Source organism: uncultured Aquimarina sp. (assembly GCF_947495315.1).
GTDB lineage: Bacteria > Bacteroidota > Bacteroidia > Flavobacteriales > Flavobacteriaceae > Aquimarina.
Map to the genome: position 1 here is coordinate 62,024 of NZ_CANLYD010000003.1, position 17,599 is coordinate 79,622.

A 17,599-nucleotide genomic window follows, 5' to 3' on the forward strand; every position below is an offset into this window, starting at 1 on the left:
GACCGCTTAACTCTCAACCCTCATTAACTTCTTTTCTCCTGTCTTCTCATTTCTCACAAACTCACCACTCATTAACTCCTTACTAATTCGTACTAATACGTCACATCGAGTGTCCGCCTCTGGCGGATGTATCGAGATGTTATCTGAGTACAAAAGTTGATAATTAGTTGAAGGTTTGCCAAAATAAGGTCGTGTGTTTTTTTCTCAAATTCGAGTCATGAATACTCAACATTGAGTGTTTTTTACTCAATTTTGAATGTTTTTTACTCAAATTCGAGTCATTTATATTCAAATTTGAATGTTTTATACTCAAGCTTGAGTCTTTTATACTCAATGTCGAGTGTTTTTTACTCAACTTCAAGTATCGGATATTCATAAAAAAACCAGAAAGACTCAAGGACGAATCTTTCTGGTTATGTTACCGGATTTTTTTGATCGAAAAATTATTTTTTAGAAAACCGCTTTTTTAAGTCCTCATAAACCGGTTTGGCGCTAGGCACTCCTTTTTTGTTGGCTTCATTTACCTGCCCGTAGTACAATAATGCAGCTTGTAAGGCTTCACTACCGGCTAATAGTCGCGTGTCATCTACATCAGAAAACAATTGTTCCAGCACATTAGCAATAGGTGTTAATTGGGATACTACGGTTTCATCTTTTAAGAATTCGTCTTTATCCATATAGCCCGGCATAAACTCCGGATTGGTTTCTGTATATCCTTTTACCTTTTGTACGGTAGGTAAGGATTTATCTCCCATTTTAAAAAGCCCTGATCGTTCGTTTGCTGTTAACGCCTGTAAAAAAGGGGCTAAAGCGGTTTTACATTCTTGTAGTTTAGTGGCTACTTCATCAATAGTTTCTTGTGGAATGACTACACTAATTTGGTTCTCTTGTGCCATACGTTCATTTTTTTTATAATTAGTATTCTTATTATGTGCTCGCTTTTGTAGCGAGTCACTATACCATTGTGTATGGAACTATAGAATTGTTACCAGTGTTTTTGGAGTTTTTTTAGAAAGTTGGATTTTTAGAGTATTAGATCTTTGGAAAGTTGATGGTTTGACTTTGACTAAATAAAGCTGGGTTGTAAGGGATTTGTGTGTGTGGTAGTTGATTTCTACTCACAAACCTTTCGGTTTAGCACTTATTAGCTATGTTTTATACACCGTGTTAGTAGCAGGCTTACTTTCATTTGTCCAAGTTCTTAGATTTTTCAAGGAAAATTAACTCCAGTTTTTCATTTATCCGTTGTTTACGAAATTCGGTATATCCAAGTCTATTATATAAAGATAAGTTCCTTACACTCTTGTGTCCAGTGAATAATTCGAAGCGATTTGCATTGTCAAACTCATTTTCAATCTGATTCATCAATTGTTTGCCTAACCCTTTATTTCGAAAATCCTTGTCTACAATCAGTCTGCCAATTTTACAAGTGTTAGATTCCAAAAAAGCTCTAACTGAACCTATTATTTTTCCATCAAATTCAACTTTTAAGATTTTTTCTTTTTCATAATCAAGTTCAATAGATTCCAAAGTTTGAGTCAGCGGAGGAATTGAAAAATCATCATATAGTTCCGCTTCTTCTACATAGCAAGATTTTTGCAATTCTAATATTGCTTTGAGGTCTTTTTTTTCGGCTGTAGATATTTTCATTGTTTTGCTACTAACGTTATAAGTATGTGTCTTAGCAGAGCAAAATGTTACCCTAGTTTTGGACAAATCTGCGCATTGGTTGCTAACTTTTTTGGAGCGAGCATTGCGCCATACCAAAAATACAATAACGATTCGATTGATCACGTAGTAGCTATGACATCATATATGTTGTTGTAGATAGTTTTTATATTTCATTCCATATGATCTCATAATTTGAGAATTGCTTTTCAAACAAGTTCTTTATTCTTTCTAATGAAGATGGATCCCAATTTTCATATTCAATTTCAATTCCGATTAAGTGATCACTTAAGCACCAACTTTTAAAGATGATTTTTTGGTCAGAGTTAGTTGAATTTAGGACAATTTTTTCACCATATTCACTTCCATAATTCATTAGATTAACTTTACTCAATACTTTTTGAATATTGAGCTTAATTGATTTCTCTTTTGAAAGTTGGACGTTTTTTGGGTCAATTTTTATTGGTTCTCGAATTTCAAAGTTTAAATCTCCAACGATGTTTTGTATTTCAAAGTAATATTCTTTTGACCAAGTATAATTTCTATCATAAGTCATAAACTTATAAAATAGAATAAGTCCCAAAATCATTATAGTTGGGAAAAGAATTAATTTGTTTTTTATTAGTCTATTCAAAATATCGACCGAATTATCTACAATGTCTTGTGTATGGTTAGTTGCGTGTTTCAGCAACTAATTTAGTAAACAAAAACGAACGCGAGAAAATTCCGAAGGAATTTTCCAAATAAGCAACGACCAAAGCAATTAATTATACACGTTGTACACAGTTATTTTATAGCTTTAATTAGATTATCTTTAGCTAGCTTCAAAATTTCATGTAAGTCTTTTAAAGTTATTTCTTTAGCATTATTAAAGTCAACTAAAACGTGGTCATATTTTTTAGGATACTTTTCTTGTATAGCATCTCGAATAAATTTCACAGCAGGTCTTAAGTGGCGATATTCTCCATCAATTTCGATTGAGGATTTATATATTGCGCAGAATAGGCTATTAATGTTTGAAGCATTACATATTCGATTGTCGTTTTTATTCCAAACATCATTAGAGTCAAGTAGTTTGATAGTGTTCTCAATTATCTTAACTTCAATTTGACTTGGTTTAAACCAGTTACCTTGTAATTGGGCATCTTGAAAGTTAAATTCTTTTATAACAATTGGAAGTATTTTAGTCCCATCCTCAAAATTTCCTGCGTAATATCCATCTGTATATTGAATAAGTGTTGCAATTCTATTAGGTTTATTTGGCCATGAAATTTCAACAAATCGTTGAATAGTATCATTTTTAATTACAGTAAGTTCCATTGCAGGTTTTCCATAAGGTGCAAGAATTATACTAGTCAAGGCTCTGCCATTTTTAATTATGTTATACCTTCCTTGATGTACTTTCCCATTGTCGTCTGTATAAGTTCCAAACCAAAGTTCTTCTTTCTGCGCAAAAACATTACTTGATAAAAAAATTAAGAACAGTAAAAGAAATAGATTTAAGAAAGAAGGCGATTTGATTTTTTTGATTGAAGAATTCATGTTTTTATATTTAATAGGTTGATTAAATATAAGAGTACTTTTAAACCAAATTGTTACAGTTTAAAAAGAGTAAGGGATGTTTCTCATAATTGTGTACAACGTTGTTGTATATGGTTTGTTGCGTGGTTAAGCACCTAATTTAGCAAATAAAAACCGAATAGAAAATCCGCGAGTATTTTCGTAAGTAGGCTATAACTAGCAATAAATTATATACGGCTTGTGCATAGTAATTTTTTTATTTACTATAATTAAACATCAAGCCTAATGGTGATTTTTTAAGTTGCTCTTTTTCTCTTTCAGTTTGTTTTATGCTTTCAACCGTTTTGGGTAAATCCTTTATTTTTGGTGCATCAATTATCTGATTTAAAGCTACTGTTGAAAGTCCATATAAAGGAGTTCCTAAACAAGCAGAAGCTATCTCAACTGAACCCATAACTAACCAAGAACCAAAATCTTTTCCTGCTATTTTCCACTTTTTATTTGTTAATTTTTTTATGTTTTCTTGATGTTGATTAAATGCAAAATTCAAGTTGTTAAATACTTTATGAGATGTACTTGTAAAATCAAATTGATTCGCATTTACTAATTCATCAATCCCTTTTAGTAGAATTTCTCTAATTTCATTAATTGCACCATTTTTTCTTAATTCTATAAGACCTTTGGGTGGAATTTTTCCAATCCATTGTAATTTAGAACTGTCAAGACCATTTAATCCTTTTACAATATGAAGTTTAGAATAATCTTTATCAGGATAAGTTCTTTCGGAATCATATTCTAATTTCCATTTGAAATATTCCCAAGAAGTTGGTGCGTCAATTAGTGGAATTCCACCTACTTTGGATGATTTTAATAGTAGTTCGTTACAAACACTCATTCTACCAAATCCCATCATTGAAACTAAAATTCCAGGATTATCGGTTCTCATAGCTTTTGCAGAATCACCTTCTATATGATTTTTTATTTGTAGCTCTAAAGAATCTTTAAACTCTGTATCAAATAATACACGATTTCGGTCTTTTATTTCATTAGTGACTTTTTCTATAGTATCTAGGCTTTTTCCAAAATCTAGAAGTTCATCTATACTTTCAAATTTTCTATCGAAAACTTTTCCAGCGTGATAAAGTGCGTCTTTTTCTCCTAGTTTCGATACTTTCTCATATGCAAATTCATCCATCATTTCTTTGTCTGGAAGTATTGCTATTATTGGTTTATCAAGTTCTGTTAATGCAAGTTCTTTATATTGTAAGATGTTTAAAGCGTGTTTTAGTAAATAATATACTCTTTGCTTTTTATCCAAAACATCAAACATATGTCTTGACCGTATAAATGGGCAAGGAAGTATTATTGTATCTGTATAAATTCCACATTTGGAAGCTATGTTTTCTTCATTAGATGGAAATAAATCTCCACCAAATACTGCTTTAATTGAATCATAATCATCTTCAAGGTGCAAATAGCCTGATTCTGCAACCAATTCCCAAAATTCCTCAAGGTCTTTTAAAATAGGACTTATAACTTCATCTAAATGGTCTATTGATTGTTCTCCGTATGCAATAACATTTGCCACTTGATGTGGTGAAACATTATTTTCTAGCATTATCTTATAGAAATGATTAAAGTTGCCTTCAATTCTATTGAAATACCCTTCTTGAATTTGTTGAAGGGAAATGGCACTTTTCATTTTGTCTCTATGGTCAACTTGCTCTATAACCAAAGCGAGTGACCTAATTCTACCATCTACAGTTTCTAATATTGGTTCTCCTATTGAGTCAAAGCGGATTTTTCGAAAACTTTCCTCAAAATTTACTGCATCTTCTTTATTTACGATATTTATTTTTTTATCGCCTTTTTCAAGATATTCTTTTAAAATTAGAACTCTAGCTTTTACTCTTTTTTCGTATTCTTTTTCTTCTTCAGATTTCATTAATTAGCTAGATTTCGATTGAGTGGTTATTATGCACAACGTTAAATCTGCAAGCGAGCGAAGCGAAGATTGCAGATTTAACGTCTCGTATAAGAAACGTAGGGCAGGTGATAAGCGATACGTTTCGGATTGGTACTAAGCCAAATATAATATTTTGCTTTTATCTTTTTTGTTGAAAATGCCAAATTTTATAGTTGGCGACTTTGCAAATAGACAAAGACCTTTTGATTAACCTCAAAAGCTCTATGTTTTCTTATACATTGTTGGCAACCGTACTTATTAATTCAACATATTTATATTCTACAAGACAATAGTCTCGATTGTAATTCTTACTATATTTTATGTCCGATGTCGGAATTAAAGTTTCAAAAACTAATTTGTCTTTTGTGTTTAAATAACTCCAGCTATTGAGATTCCCTGAGTATGCCATTCCTCCATTTGGCAATCCAAGACAATGTGTTTTTTCAACAATCAAGCTTTGATATCTACTCAATTCAATATTATACTTTTCGAAAGGTAATTCCATTGAAATTAATCTTATTCCCTTTGTCTGTAGATTAAGTTCTTCTATCTTTCCATTAGTTAGAAATCTCCATATTATATCATTGTTGATGAAAAAAGCGTCATTTAGATATTCTTTTTCAGAATTAGAATGATATATTTCTTTCATTTCTATTAAATCAATTACTTTAAATTCAGTTGAGCCATTGATTATCATTTTGGAAGAATCACTATTATAAATATTACCATTAAACCAACTTACAGAACTTTCGATTTTCTTTTCAGAGTCAAGATTGATTAATTCAGAACCACCTTTAATTGGAATATAAATGAATTTTTTATTTGGTGAAATAGGATTATAATACTTATCAGGTAGTTGCATTTCTCCTGACATCAATAATTTATTTTCTTTGAAGAATTTTACGTCAAAATAAATGTAATTTGACATTCCGATTTCGGCTAGATCAGCCAGTCGTAATTTATATTTGAAATTATTATATTCAAATTCAGTTTCTTCATTATCGCAATTATATATTTTGAAATCTTCTTTATTTACTTTTACTAATTGCATTTTATAAGTATTTCTCTGTATGGTTGCCAACGACAAATATATGAATCGGAGCAAGGCAAGTATGCCTGAACCAATCGATCTATCTGCGCATTTTTATTTCTTGTTTAATTTATAAAAATCTGGCGCCACTGCAAAAAGGAAATGACCTTTTGATCTAGCACTAAACTTTGCTCTGATTTCATATATAATGTTGTGAACAGTTTTATTCCAGAGCTCCAATTATTTTTTCAATTTTTCCATTAGAAGATAAGGATTTCATTTCTTTGATATTTCCATTTTCATCATATTTAAACTCAAATGATTCTTTCTCAGCAATGGTGTTTTTCAATTCGACTACTTGACCTTTTAGGTTGTATGTTACTTTGTAATTGTAGGGCATACTTGAACAAGATATACAACCTGAGTATGAATATTCAGTTATGCGCGATAAAGTGTCATAAGTGTAGCTATTTGTCCAATTTTCGGTGTAATCCTTTTTACCGTTTTCGTTATTCCAGATAACAATAGTTTCATTGCTATATTTTTTGTTCACAAATTCCATAGGTATGTAATAAGGGATGTAAAAGTGCTCACGCATAAATTTTATGTCCATTTTTTCCGTTCCCAATTCAACACTTTTAATTTGCTTTCTGTATTCAATTCCAGATATATCAGTCCTGATTTCGAATTCCCTTGTATTGGTTTGTCCGAAAACGATACTTGTAATAAAAACGAAAATGAATAATACTTTCATAGGTTTATAAATTGTTCACAACGTTTAATATATGTGTCGTAGCAGAGCAAAATGTTACCCTATTTTCGACAAAAACTGCGCATTGGTTGCTAACTTTTATTTTCTGCAAGCATTGCGCCTTCATAAATATACAATAACCTTTCGATTGGTCACTTAGCTGCTATGATCACATATATGTTGTTGTAGCCAGTTATTTTTTTCTTTGCCACCATTTTCGAGTCTGAGTTTCCTCAATCTTAATAGGTTTATCTTCTAATAATTGTCCATCAAAATTGATAAAGTACTCATTGGATTCAAAGTCCATAAGTCTAATTCCATTATCCTCAATTTTCACTTCCTCTTTCCCGTCCATATTCACCCATATATCACGCGCACTAAATGTCCATTTTATATTTCCATTTAAGTCAATTCTATGAATTCCAATTTCACCTCTTAATAATAAGTCATTCTCGAAATCATAGAATTCAAATATTTCTGCAATGTCAGGTCGTATTTTCCAATTTACAGAGAGATTTGTTATATCAATAGAGATTAAGGTAAATCCAATGCTTAAAATCAGGTTGTCATTTTTTAAAGCTATAGATTGTCCTTCGTTTTCCTTATTAGATTTAGGATATAAAATAAAAGCACCATCGATTCCTACTAATATGAAACTTTTTTCAACGTTAGTTTCTTTATCCTCAATATTGATTTTTATTAAAGAATTAAATGTTCCACTTTCAGCTACAGGAATAATTTTAATATCCTTATCAAGCTTAATTTCTTTACTTTTTTCATTTGAGTTTTCATAAAACAAATTTATGTTCCATTTACTATTAGATAAGGAAGCTTGGTGTTCAAAGAATATGTCGGACGTTTCTTTCAATATTAAATATAGATTCTAGTAATTGGCTACAACATGGTTATATACGTACTAGTACGCATATTTCTTTTATATATTCAATTATAAACGATTACAAACGTATAATAAACGTTTAATTCTACGGTTATTTTTTATATAGATTCTAAAAATAACGTAAAATTCCCCATAAAACAAAATTGTGTAGCGATTCTATGTAGTAACTACTTAATACTAAACAGTTGGATTGTTAGATTATTTAGAGCTGGATGGGTCTCGATATATCCGCCCAAGGCGGACACTCGACCTGACGAGTTTTAGGTTTCGGGTTTCGACTCCGCTCAACCCTCAGACTTCTGTACTTACTATTCATTATTCATAAATAACATCCCCCTAACCCCCTTCGGAGGGGGAATTTCGAGCTTCGTGGTGAACCTCAATTTTATTAACTCCTTTTCTCCTGTCTTCTCATTTCTCACAGACTCAGCCCTCATTAACTCCTTACTACTTAATACGAACTACTATCTTAAAAATCTTACTACCTTCGTAAATCGTAATTCATAAATCAAAATTTACCTTGTTCCATCACACCCATCCATACGAACCTTTTTTTCCAGAAGGAGCTACTAAACTCATAGTAGGAACCTTGCCACCTCCGCGATTTACTTCGGGAGAACTAAAAGAAGGAGACGTTGATTTTTGTTATGGCAGTATCAGTGGATTACTATGGCCGGTGTTGGATCGTATTTTTGATTTAAAACTAAAATTCGAAACCACTCAGGAAGCTGTAGCGCAACGTAAGAATTTCTTAACTTCTCGTGGGATAGGAGTTTGTGATATTGTCCATAGTTGTAAACGAGATAAAATTGATGCTTCGGATCTAGGAATGCAACACATACAATTAAGAGATGTGGTATCATATTTACAGCAATACCCTAAAATCGATACACTTTTATTTACAGGTGGTAATAGTAAAAACGGGCCAGAATATTTCTTTAGAAAACATCTTAAAGATTACCAATTACAATTTGAATTGGTGTCGAATGACATTCCCAGAATACATCAATTCGTACTTCCTTCAAAACCGTCATCTCGAGCGGAGTCGAGAGACCATTCAAACAGAATCATACAAACAGTGTCTCTAACAGCACCATCTGGTGCAGCTAATAGATCTATAGGAAGTTTACAATCCTATAAAGACTTAAAAAATCAAAACCCAGCATTTAATACTATAGATTTTAGAGTGATGCAGTATCAAGAATTTTTTTAACTGCATTTTCCCTTAATTTCCCGTATAAACCCCTATTTCATTTCATCGTGATATGCAGTAAATTGTAGTATGCTTAAGCATAGCATACATCATATTAATTCCTGTGGTTTATCACCGCACTAAAACACTTTTCATGAAAACATACTTACATAGTTTATTAGATGAGGACAATGATCCAATCGTTCAGAAATATTTAGAATATATTAAAACAGGATTCCCCAAAGCCAAAGGGAAGAAAAAAGATGTACTGGTTGTAGGAGCAGGTATGGCAGGGATGGTTGCCGCCTCTGCCTTAAGACAGTCTGGCCATAATGTCACCATCGTAGAAGCAAATACCCGAATTGGCGGAAGAGTTAAAACTTTTAGAAATACGGAAGGTAAAAAGTACTGGGAAGATAGTTCTTTATATGCCGAGGCAGGAGCCATGCGCTTGCCAAACTTTCATTATATGGTATTGGAGTATTGTAAGCAACTTAAGGTTCCGTTAGAGCCTTTTTATTATGTCTCTGTAGACAAAGAAGAGGCACTAAAAAACAAAGAAGAAAATTATGTGAATTATGAAAAAGAGAGTGCTACTTTTCCAGAGAAAACATTCAACTCATTTTTATATGTAAACTATGAACAAGTAGTTCAGAGTGAGTATTATAAAGAAGGTGCTGATATTAATAAATTGTTGGATTATCACGTACAAACAAATAAGGATCCAAATGTTCCGGACGAAAACCAGACTGCCAATGTATTATTAAATAATGCACTACAACCACTTAAGGATTTTATCGCTATTGATCCGGTAGCAAACTGGCCAAAACTGATTGAGAAATTAGGAGAATACTCCATGCGTCGCTTTCTGAAAGAATTTACCAATTATTCGGAGAATGCTATAGAAATGATTGCAGTCATCCAGAATCTGGAATCACGTATGTCCTATGATTTCTTACAGAGTTTTATAGAATCTAATATTATCAAAAATGACACGGTATTTTGGCAGGTAGTTGGAGGAACAGATGTTATTACGGAGTCTTTTTATGAAAAACATGAGTTAAAGGATATCACTCATCTTGATACGAGAATGACTGATCTTTATCTAAGAGATGGAAAAGTAAGAATCTCTACAGAAATAGAAATCAAACGAGATCCATCCTATTATGAAAAGATAGGGTATAAAAAACAAGAAGTACCCGTAAGTGAAATGGAATTTGATGAGGTTATAGTTACGATACCCTTCTCAGCATTCAGAATGGTACATGTGTGGCCTAAATTTTCTCAGGACAAAAGAAAAGCAATTCGTGAACTGCATTATGATGCAGCCACCAAAGTGTTGATAGAATTTAAAGAACGATGGTGGGAAAAAGCTCCATATAATATTGTGGGAGGAGGAACCATTACCGATTTGTCTAATCGTTTTATCTATTATCCAAGTCAGCATATTAATAAAGAAGGAAATGGATTAATGTTAGCGTGCTATTGCTGGGCAGACGATGCCAGAAAGTGGGATTCTATGAGTCACAAAGACCGTTATATATATGCATTAGATAATATAGCCGTAGCACATGCACCAGATGATTTAGAAGAACAAAGAAGAATTAAATCCTTATCTGTGTTTAATCCTGATGCACCAGAAGATCCAGCGTATGTAGATGGAATAAAAGGAGCTGCTACTGTAGCTTGGATGCAAAATCCGTACGCCTTTGGCGAGGCAGCCATTTTTACACCTGGACAATTAAATTTATTACAGGGAGCTATAGAAAAACCTGAATGGGATGGAAAAGCACATTTTGCCGGAGAACATACATCATTAAAGCATGCGTGGATAGAAGGAGCCATCGAATCTGGTATTCGAGCAGCATTAGAAGTAAATGAAACTCCTGTAGAATTTTAAAAATCTAGTGTCATGAGCAAAATAACAGTAGCAAAATATCTACAACTTCGACTTGAAGAACTTGGATTAGATACAGTTTTTGGTGTAGCAGGAAACTATTCAGCACCTTTTCTAAATACAATTATTGAGGATCCGAAAGCTAAAATTAAGATTATCGGAAATACCAATGAAATAAATGCCGGACATTGTGTAGATGCGTATGCAAGACTAAAAGGTATCGGAGCAGTTGGTGTTACGTACGGTGTTGGCGCCTTTAGTGTTTTAAATCCAGTAGCAGGATCCTACGTAGAACACAATCCTGTTTTAGTGATTAATGGTGCTCCTACGAATGCTGAACAATCAAAAAACCTTGGAGAAGGATTGATGGCTTCGCATATGACAGGCGATATGTATAGTAATATTAATGTGTTTCGAAATGTAACTGTCGCAGCAGAACAAGTTACAGGAGGAGGAGAAGCGCCTTATAAAATAGATGCCGTCTTAAATGCTATGATTAGTTATGGTAGACCTGTGTACTTAGAAGTTTTTGAAGATGTTTGGAGATCAGAATGTGATATACCTGATCGGCCTATTACCCGAAAACATAGTGAGCTATGTATCTCTACTGCAAAAAGTGCTGCGGTAGCTACAGCTGATTTAATCGAAGCAAAAGACAAACCAATTTTTTGGGCAGGAGTAGAAATTCAGCGTAAAGGGCTTCAAAAGAAATTCTTACGACTTGTAGAAGATACGGGTATTGAGTTTACGACTTCTATTATGGGGAAGTCAATAGTTTCTGAGGATCATCCATTATTTAAAGGTGTTTTTAATGGGAACGCTTCTCCAGATGATGTCTATGAACGATTTACGAAAGCAGGATCTAAAATAGGAATAGGAGCGTGGACAACAGGTAAAAATCTGGGTGGATTTAATATTTGGGATGATAATACCGTCTTAGCGAATCATTCTGGAATTAGAGTAGGTGCAAAATTCTATGCAAACATGTCGTTAGAAGCATTTATAGATGCACTTAGAGAAGAATTGATGCAGCGTAAAGAGAAATTCAAAGGATTTTCTATGGATGCAGCGATCAGTAATGGACTAAAAAAGTCAGCACAAGTTCAGACTTCTGATGAGTTGACATATGATCGATTTTTTACAAAAATGAATAGTTATATCACTGCTGCTAATACTGTGGTAGTTGATGCAGGATTCCCTTTGCTGGGAGCTCAGGGATTACATAGAGGAGAACCAAATACATTTATTGCACAGGCAAACTGGCTGTCTATTGGATATTCTGTGCCTGCAGCAATAGGAGTTAAATGTGCTGCACCCGATCAGAGAGTGATGGTGTTTGTAGGAGATGGCGCTTTTCAGGAAACCTGTCAGGCAGTTTCAACCCAACATCATCTAAAGCATAATACTGTTGTATTTGTACTAGACAATAAAATATATGGTATAGAGCAAATGTTAGTGAACCCAAATCCATTTAGAGGAAAAGACAAAATAGACTATCCTCAGGAAGATCTGAATAAAGTGTATCCTTATAATGATTTGAATAATTGGAAATATGCAAAACTTACGGATGCCTTCGGAGGGATTGGACTAGAAGTTAAGACACAGCAGGATCTAGATATAGCATTGCAACAGATTGATAAATATCCTAATGATAATTTTATCGTACACGTTCATATCCCTAAAACCGATATCCCGGATTCAATTGAATATAGAACTAAAAAAGCAGGAGAAGACGAAACTTTAAACCCGGATTGGTCATTATGCTAATTAATCAAAACTAAACGAACTTTATACATGAGTGAATACCCAAAATTAACAGAAGAGCAGATGAAAAATCTGTTGCAATTACCTAACAAAAGAAATAAACCATTAAGAGTAGTTGTAGATACTGATTTTGACAATGAAATAGACGATTTTTTTGCATTAACCTGGTTATTATTACCTCATGAAAATATTAAGGTCGAAGGGATTTATGCAGCACCTTTTTCATTTTTAGAGAGATTAAAAGCTTTGCTAAGAGCAAATGATCTTATCAAAGCGGCACCAGATAATCTGACAGAAGAGGAACAAGCGTTGGTAAATAAATACCAAGGACAAATAGAGGCTATAGAAAAACTAGGGATTACTCCAGAAAGTCTTTTGGATAAAGGAAGTCATGTGGCGATGACACCTGAAGAAGGAATGGAGAGTAGTTATGATAAGTTACTCGAATTCATGAAACTTTTTGACAGACCAGAGATTCCTGTTTTAAAGGGCGCTACACATTATCTAAAAGATGGTTGTCCTGTGAGAAGCGAAGCGGTTGATCATTTTATAGCATTGGCGCGTAGCGCTTCTATCGATGATCCAATTTATGTTATGGGTATTGCCTGTGCTACCAATCTTGCATCGGCTATAATGATAGCGCCAGATATTATAGATAAAGTAGTATATACCTGGACAGCAGGGTATCCAACTAATGTAACGGATTTACAAAATACTTCTTTCAATTTATCACAAGACATAGAAGCTTCTCAAATATTATTTAGCAGTGGTGTTCCTCTAGTTTATATTCCTGGATTTTATGTCGGTCAACAATTAACCTTATCTCAGGCTGATATGGAGGCTTGGTTTATGGACTCAGGTCCGATAGGAAAAGCACTTTATAATCGATACATGAACAACCCTTTATTTACCTGGTATGGAAAAGATAAAAACAATCTTTTTGGACAAATCTGGAATATTTGGGATTTGATCAATATCGCTTGGTTCATAAACCCTGGATCTGTTCCATCACATGAAGTATCTTCTCCAATCCTGACAGAAGAGGGGTATTGGAAACCAAAAGAAGATAATCACTTGATCAGAGAATGTTATTATACAAATTACAACAGTGTTTTTCCTGCTTTTGCAGAACAGTTGAAAGCCTATGAAACTAGTAAGAAAATATAAACGAATTGAAATTGAAATTAGAGATTCACAAGAATAAAAAATAAAAACTCAAAACCTATCCAAATGATTAAAAATGAAATTAGTAGTGTAGCTATTTATCCTCCAATCGGCATTGCACGTATAGGAAACTCATCAGAATATTTTATGGCGTCAGAAGTTCCAGGTGTAGCACCGGATCCCGAAGGAGGCTATAAAGATGCGGACGGTCGTGTTAAAAAACAAGTGGTACGTTACAGAGTGTATGCCTTTAATGAAGCTGGAGAGGTTCTTGGTGAAATCACAGCAAAAGAAGCTACTATTCAATGGCATATAGAGGTCGCGAATATAAAAGCTGCTTGGTACCAGTTCAATAATGCATTGGATTTACCACAAGCAGGTATCCCTTCTGCATATAGAAACGAAAAAGTCACTGATGATGATCGAAAACAATTAGCAATTACTCCATCTCCAGTACAAATATCAGGTACGAGCATACAGGATGAAAAAAACAGCTTTGCTGATGGAAAGTTTTATGGAACACCAGTGAATCTAGGACATGTAGAAACTGATGAAGTTGGACGATTATTGTTTTTTCCAGGTAATGGAGATGCACAATCTAAGGATAATAAACCTGCTATTACCTTTGCTAACAATGATGGATGGCATGATGATACTTGTGATGGAGTAATCAGAGCAACTGTACATATTGGAGATACTGTTTTAGAAGCTACACCTGCAATGGTTGCTGTTACACCTCCTAATTTTGGACCAGGATTGTTTGGAGTTATTACGATGAATGATGTAGTACAAGACCTGTTTATTAGAGAAATGGGGTATCCTAACCCATCCGCAGATGGTGTTGTGTTTTGGGATCATATTTATCCAATATTAGGACGTATGACCGAAACTCAGTGGGTAAATCAAGGGTTCTTTATGTTGTTCGGAAAAAATTCTCCCTCCGATTTTACGAATACGACATTGCTAAAAACTCTGCAAGATCCTTCTGACCAATCTGCCAATGAAAGGGAGCGTGTGTTTAATTGGTTTAGAGATCCGGATTCTACAGAATATACACCTACCAAAGTTCCTCCGTTTTATGGAGATGGTTTTGGAGAATATGAAAAGATTGCACTCGTAGATTTGCCGATTACAAGAACGCAATACCAACGTTTAAAAAAATGGGCACAAGGAGATTTTACAACAGGGAAACCAGTAGTTCCAACACCTTTTTCTGAGCAAACGTTGGATGAACAGCTACATTCTTTAAATCAAGCTCCATTAGAAGAATGTTTAGGAGGTCCTTTTCATCCAGGAATAGAACTTACTTGGCCTATGAGAATAAAACGAATGTGGGAAAAACCATATCGTCTAAATGTAGTCGATAAAGGAGAAGCTACAAGATTAGATTTTGGACCATTACTATCTCCAGCAATTGCATTAGGAGCCGATGGCCCTTTGTCAAAAAGTGGTCCGGGATCTTTAACCAGATGGTTAGGTGTGCCTTGGCAAACCGATGAAGCTAGCTGTTTGTCAGGTTATGATACTTCTACATATTTACCATTGCCTTCTTTTTGGGCAGCTCGTGTTCCTAATCAAGTATTAAGCGAGCAGAGTTATTTAAGGATGCAAGATGGAGACGTAAATATTGCGCAACGATTAAAACATTTTGATTATAGACAAGATTGGCTTCGTGATTTTGGATCTAATTATCAGAAAAAAATCAATCTTATGATTAGTGAATGGCATGAACTTGGAATTATAGCTAAAGCTGAAGATGAGATACCAAATAATAAAGAAGGATATCTTCCTGATGTTTCCTGGAAAGAATCAGATCGACATTTTACAGGTGGAGATCCTACTTTTGAACAAGTGATTTATGCAGAAAAAGAAGATATTCCGGCATTAGAGAGTGTAAAAGAAAGTGGGTTATTAAGAAAAGGAATAGCTCCAGAAAGAACTAGAGCCAGAAGAACATTTAGACGTGACGAAAGATAATTCTTATTATAAAGTTGTTATTGTAGGGGGCGGTCCAGCAGGGATCGCTACCTCTCTAACATTGTCCTCAATCGGAATATCAAATTGTATTATAGAAGCAACGATCGAACCAACAAAAAAATGCGGAGAAGCAATACCTCCTAATGCAAAACCAATTCTAAAACAATTAGGGATTCAACATTTGATAGAGCATCCAAGGCATATAAAATATTATGGTAACAAAGTTTGTTGGGGGTCTGAAGATTTAGAACAAAAAGAATTTATTCGAGGAATACATGGATACGGATATTTGTTAGATCGTTTGTATTTTGAGAAGCAATTAAGAAAACAAGTTAAGAAGAATGGAACCGCTTTTTATGAAGGATATAAATTAAATACAGTTTCCAGAAGTAAGTCTGCGATTGAGGCAGTCATAAGTAATACTCAAAATGAAATAACCATCAATGGATCTTACATTGTAGATGGAACAGGACGTAAGGCATCAGTTTGTCGTAAATTGGGAATTTATAAAACAGCTATCGATTCGCAATTTGCAATTACATTTAGTGTAAAAACTTTATCGATCATTGCGAACGAAATTATGGTGGAGACTACAGAAAATGGATGGTGGTATGTAGCACCAGAGGGTAATAATCAGTATACATTAATGTTTTTTACGACCAAAGATTTGATTCCGAAGAAAGAAGAATTAGAAATGTTTCTAGAAAAGGAATTATTGCATTTGAAGCATATATCCAAAATTTTGAACCCTATGACTTGCAATTTCGAAAAGATAAGGATTATGCCCGCAGGGACTAGTTGCCTTGATATACCATATGGAGATCGATGGATTGCCGTTGGGGATGCAGCTTATGCATATGATCCTGTTTCTTCTTATGGAATTACATCTGCACTCGCTTCAGGTTTTTATGCTGGAAAAGCATTAGCAAGTTATTTTTTAGATAAAGAAGACGCCATGTTAGTATATCGATATATTTTAGAAAATGCATTCCAATCTTATATAGAGAAATTAACAAAATACTATTCAACAGAGACAAAATGGAAAGAAAGTGCGTATTGGAAATATAGGTTTTTCGATCTTTACGATAAAACGATTTAAAGTATATCAATAGTACGATGTTTGTTTTAAAAATTATAGGAGGTCTTTATTTCTTGTAGCGATAATGTCCAATAATTTTATAGTCAAATAAACAATCGGCTACTACTTGTCCACCACCGATATTATGAACGATTAAATATCGTTGTTGATCTTCAGATTTTTTATCAACTACTAATCCAATATGGGTGAGTCCACCTCCTAGACTCCAGCATACAACATCTCCAGGGAGATAATGTTGTGCTTTTTTAGAAATAGATTTTACTTTGCCAAATCGGGAAAAGAATGTCATAAGATTCGGAACTCGCCTATGATCAATGTTTTTATCAGTTTTTGATAATCCCCAGTTTTTTGGATATAAACCAAAATTAGCTTTCATATCTTCATGTACCTCTTTTTGGAGATCAATACCTAACTTTCGATATGCTCTGATTACTACATCTGTACATACGCCTTTATTACTGGGTACATCTCCGTTAGGATACTCGATAGAGAAGTAGGCAGGATCGTATGTTACGTCCTGTGTGGTTAATGATAAGGAGGCATCGGATAAACGGTTGTAAAAGTCTTCTTGAGCAAAAAGAGATAAAGAAACTATAAAAAATAGTAAGAGTATGATTTGCTTCTTCATATGGTCTTATTTTGATAAGGTTAACAAAATTAATTTTTTATTAT

15 protein-coding genes are annotated in these 17,599 nt (G+C 33.8%); 6 read left to right on the plus strand and 9 right to left on the minus strand.

The features are described 5' to 3' along the window. Positions 1–443: 443 nt before the first annotated feature. From Q0910_RS06120 to Q0910_RS06155, 8 genes are all read right to left on the minus strand, one after another. Positions 444–896 (minus strand): hypothetical protein, encoded by a 453-nt coding sequence (locus Q0910_RS06120; RefSeq protein ID WP_299213619.1) that lies wholly within the window; start codon positions 894–896, stop codon positions 444–446. A gap of 289 nt (positions 897–1,185) precedes the next feature. Next, a complete protein-coding gene (locus Q0910_RS06125; RefSeq protein ID WP_299213621.1) occupies positions 1,186–1,650 on the minus strand; it encodes a GNAT family N-acetyltransferase in 465 nt (154 codons plus the stop codon). Between the two features lie 184 nt (positions 1,651–1,834). Continuing rightward, entirely contained in the window at positions 1,835–2,251 is a 417-nt protein-coding gene (locus Q0910_RS06130) for a hypothetical protein (protein ID WP_299213623.1), read from the minus strand. Between the two features lie 203 nt (positions 2,252–2,454). Continuing rightward, positions 2,455–3,210, minus strand: coding sequence for a hypothetical protein (locus Q0910_RS06135; RefSeq protein ID WP_299213625.1), 756 nt, complete (start codon positions 3,208–3,210; stop codon positions 2,455–2,457). A gap of 235 nt (positions 3,211–3,445) precedes the next feature. Then, positions 3,446–5,134 carry a hypothetical protein gene (locus Q0910_RS06140; protein ID WP_299213627.1) on the minus strand — a complete coding sequence of 563 codons (1,689 nt, stop codon included), beginning with the start codon at positions 5,132–5,134 and terminating at the stop codon, positions 3,446–3,448. A 253-nt stretch (positions 5,135–5,387) separates the two neighbouring features. Beyond that, positions 5,388–6,206: a hypothetical protein gene (locus Q0910_RS06145; RefSeq protein WP_299213629.1), complete on the minus strand. Its 819-nt coding sequence runs from the start codon at positions 6,204–6,206 to the stop codon at positions 5,388–5,390. Between the two features lie 202 nt (positions 6,207–6,408). Beyond that, positions 6,409–6,939, minus strand: coding sequence for a hypothetical protein (locus tag Q0910_RS06150; RefSeq protein WP_299213631.1), 531 nt, complete (start codon positions 6,937–6,939; stop codon positions 6,409–6,411). A 190-nt stretch (positions 6,940–7,129) separates the two neighbouring features. Further along, positions 7,130–7,804 (minus strand): hypothetical protein, encoded by a 675-nt coding sequence (locus Q0910_RS06155; protein WP_299213633.1) that lies wholly within the window; start codon positions 7,802–7,804, stop codon positions 7,130–7,132. 550 nt (positions 7,805–8,354) lie between these two features. Between Q0910_RS06155 and Q0910_RS06160 the strand changes: the two genes are divergently transcribed. The 6 genes from Q0910_RS06160 to Q0910_RS06185 all read left to right on the plus strand — a co-directional run bounded on the left by Q0910_RS06160 (position 8,355) and on the right by Q0910_RS06185 (position 16,927). After that, positions 8,355–9,047, plus strand: a complete 693-nt coding sequence (locus Q0910_RS06160) for a uracil-DNA glycosylase family protein (protein WP_299213635.1) — start codon at positions 8,355–8,357, stop codon at positions 9,045–9,047. Positions 9,048–9,180: 133 nt separating this feature from the next. Beyond that, positions 9,181–10,926 (plus strand): FAD-dependent oxidoreductase, encoded by a 1,746-nt coding sequence (locus Q0910_RS06165; RefSeq protein WP_299213637.1) that lies wholly within the window; start codon positions 9,181–9,183, stop codon positions 10,924–10,926. Between the two features lie 12 nt (positions 10,927–10,938). Further along, entirely contained in the window at positions 10,939–12,690 is a 1,752-nt protein-coding gene (locus Q0910_RS06170) for a thiamine pyrophosphate-dependent enzyme (RefSeq protein WP_299213639.1), read from the plus strand. A gap of 27 nt (positions 12,691–12,717) precedes the next feature. Beyond that, the gene (locus Q0910_RS06175; protein WP_299213641.1) at positions 12,718–13,854 is read left to right on the plus strand and encodes a nucleoside hydrolase; all 1,137 of its coding nucleotides are present in this window, start codon (positions 12,718–12,720) and stop codon (positions 13,852–13,854) included. Positions 13,855–13,917: 63 nt separating this feature from the next. Further along, complete coding sequence (locus Q0910_RS06180; protein WP_299213643.1) at positions 13,918–15,828, plus strand: LodA/GoxA family CTQ-dependent oxidase; 1,911 nt, start codon at positions 13,918–13,920, stop codon at positions 15,826–15,828. After that, positions 15,815–16,927, plus strand: coding sequence for an NAD(P)/FAD-dependent oxidoreductase (locus Q0910_RS06185; protein ID WP_299213645.1), 1,113 nt, complete (start codon positions 15,815–15,817; stop codon positions 16,925–16,927). The genes Q0910_RS06180 and Q0910_RS06185 overlap by 14 nt, the downstream gene beginning before the upstream one ends. Before the next feature lie 46 nt (positions 16,928–16,973). On the opposite strand, the gene Q0910_RS06190 is transcribed toward Q0910_RS06185, so the two are convergent. After that, on the minus strand, positions 16,974–17,555 hold the full coding sequence (locus Q0910_RS06190; protein ID WP_299213647.1) for a DUF1287 domain-containing protein: 582 nt from the start codon (positions 17,553–17,555) through the stop codon (positions 16,974–16,976). Positions 17,556–17,599: the final 44 nt, after the last annotated feature.

What these genes read in the sequence shown, in the direction of transcription:
- Q0910_RS06180 (WP_299213643.1), top strand. Translation starts at nt 13,918, where the DNA reads ATGATTAAAAATGAAATTAGTAGTGTAGCTATTTATCCTCCAATCGGC.
- Q0910_RS06135 (WP_299213625.1), bottom strand. Translation starts at nt 3,210, where the DNA reads ATGAATTCTTCAATCAAAAAAATCAAATCGCCTTCTTTCTTAAATCTA.
- Q0910_RS06140 (WP_299213627.1), bottom strand. Translation starts at nt 5,134, where the DNA reads ATGAAATCTGAAGAAGAAAAAGAATACGAAAAAAGAGTAAAAGCTAGA.
- Q0910_RS06145 (WP_299213629.1), bottom strand. Translation starts at nt 6,206, where the DNA reads ATGCAATTAGTAAAAGTAAATAAAGAAGATTTCAAAATATATAATTGC.
- Q0910_RS06190 (WP_299213647.1), bottom strand. Translation starts at nt 17,555, where the DNA reads ATGAAGAAGCAAATCATACTCTTACTATTTTTTATAGTTTCTTTATCT.
- Q0910_RS06150 (WP_299213631.1), bottom strand. Translation starts at nt 6,939, where the DNA reads ATGAAAGTATTATTCATTTTCGTTTTTATTACAAGTATCGTTTTCGGA.
- Q0910_RS06120 (WP_299213619.1), bottom strand. Translation starts at nt 896, where the DNA reads ATGGCACAAGAGAACCAAATTAGTGTAGTCATTCCACAAGAAACTATT.
- Q0910_RS06175 (WP_299213641.1), top strand. Translation starts at nt 12,718, where the DNA reads ATGAGTGAATACCCAAAATTAACAGAAGAGCAGATGAAAAATCTGTTG.
- Q0910_RS06125 (WP_299213621.1), bottom strand. Translation starts at nt 1,650, where the DNA reads ATGAAAATATCTACAGCCGAAAAAAAAGACCTCAAAGCAATATTAGAA.
- Q0910_RS06165 (WP_299213637.1), top strand. Translation starts at nt 9,181, where the DNA reads ATGAAAACATACTTACATAGTTTATTAGATGAGGACAATGATCCAATC.
- Q0910_RS06170 (WP_299213639.1), top strand. Translation starts at nt 10,939, where the DNA reads ATGAGCAAAATAACAGTAGCAAAATATCTACAACTTCGACTTGAAGAA.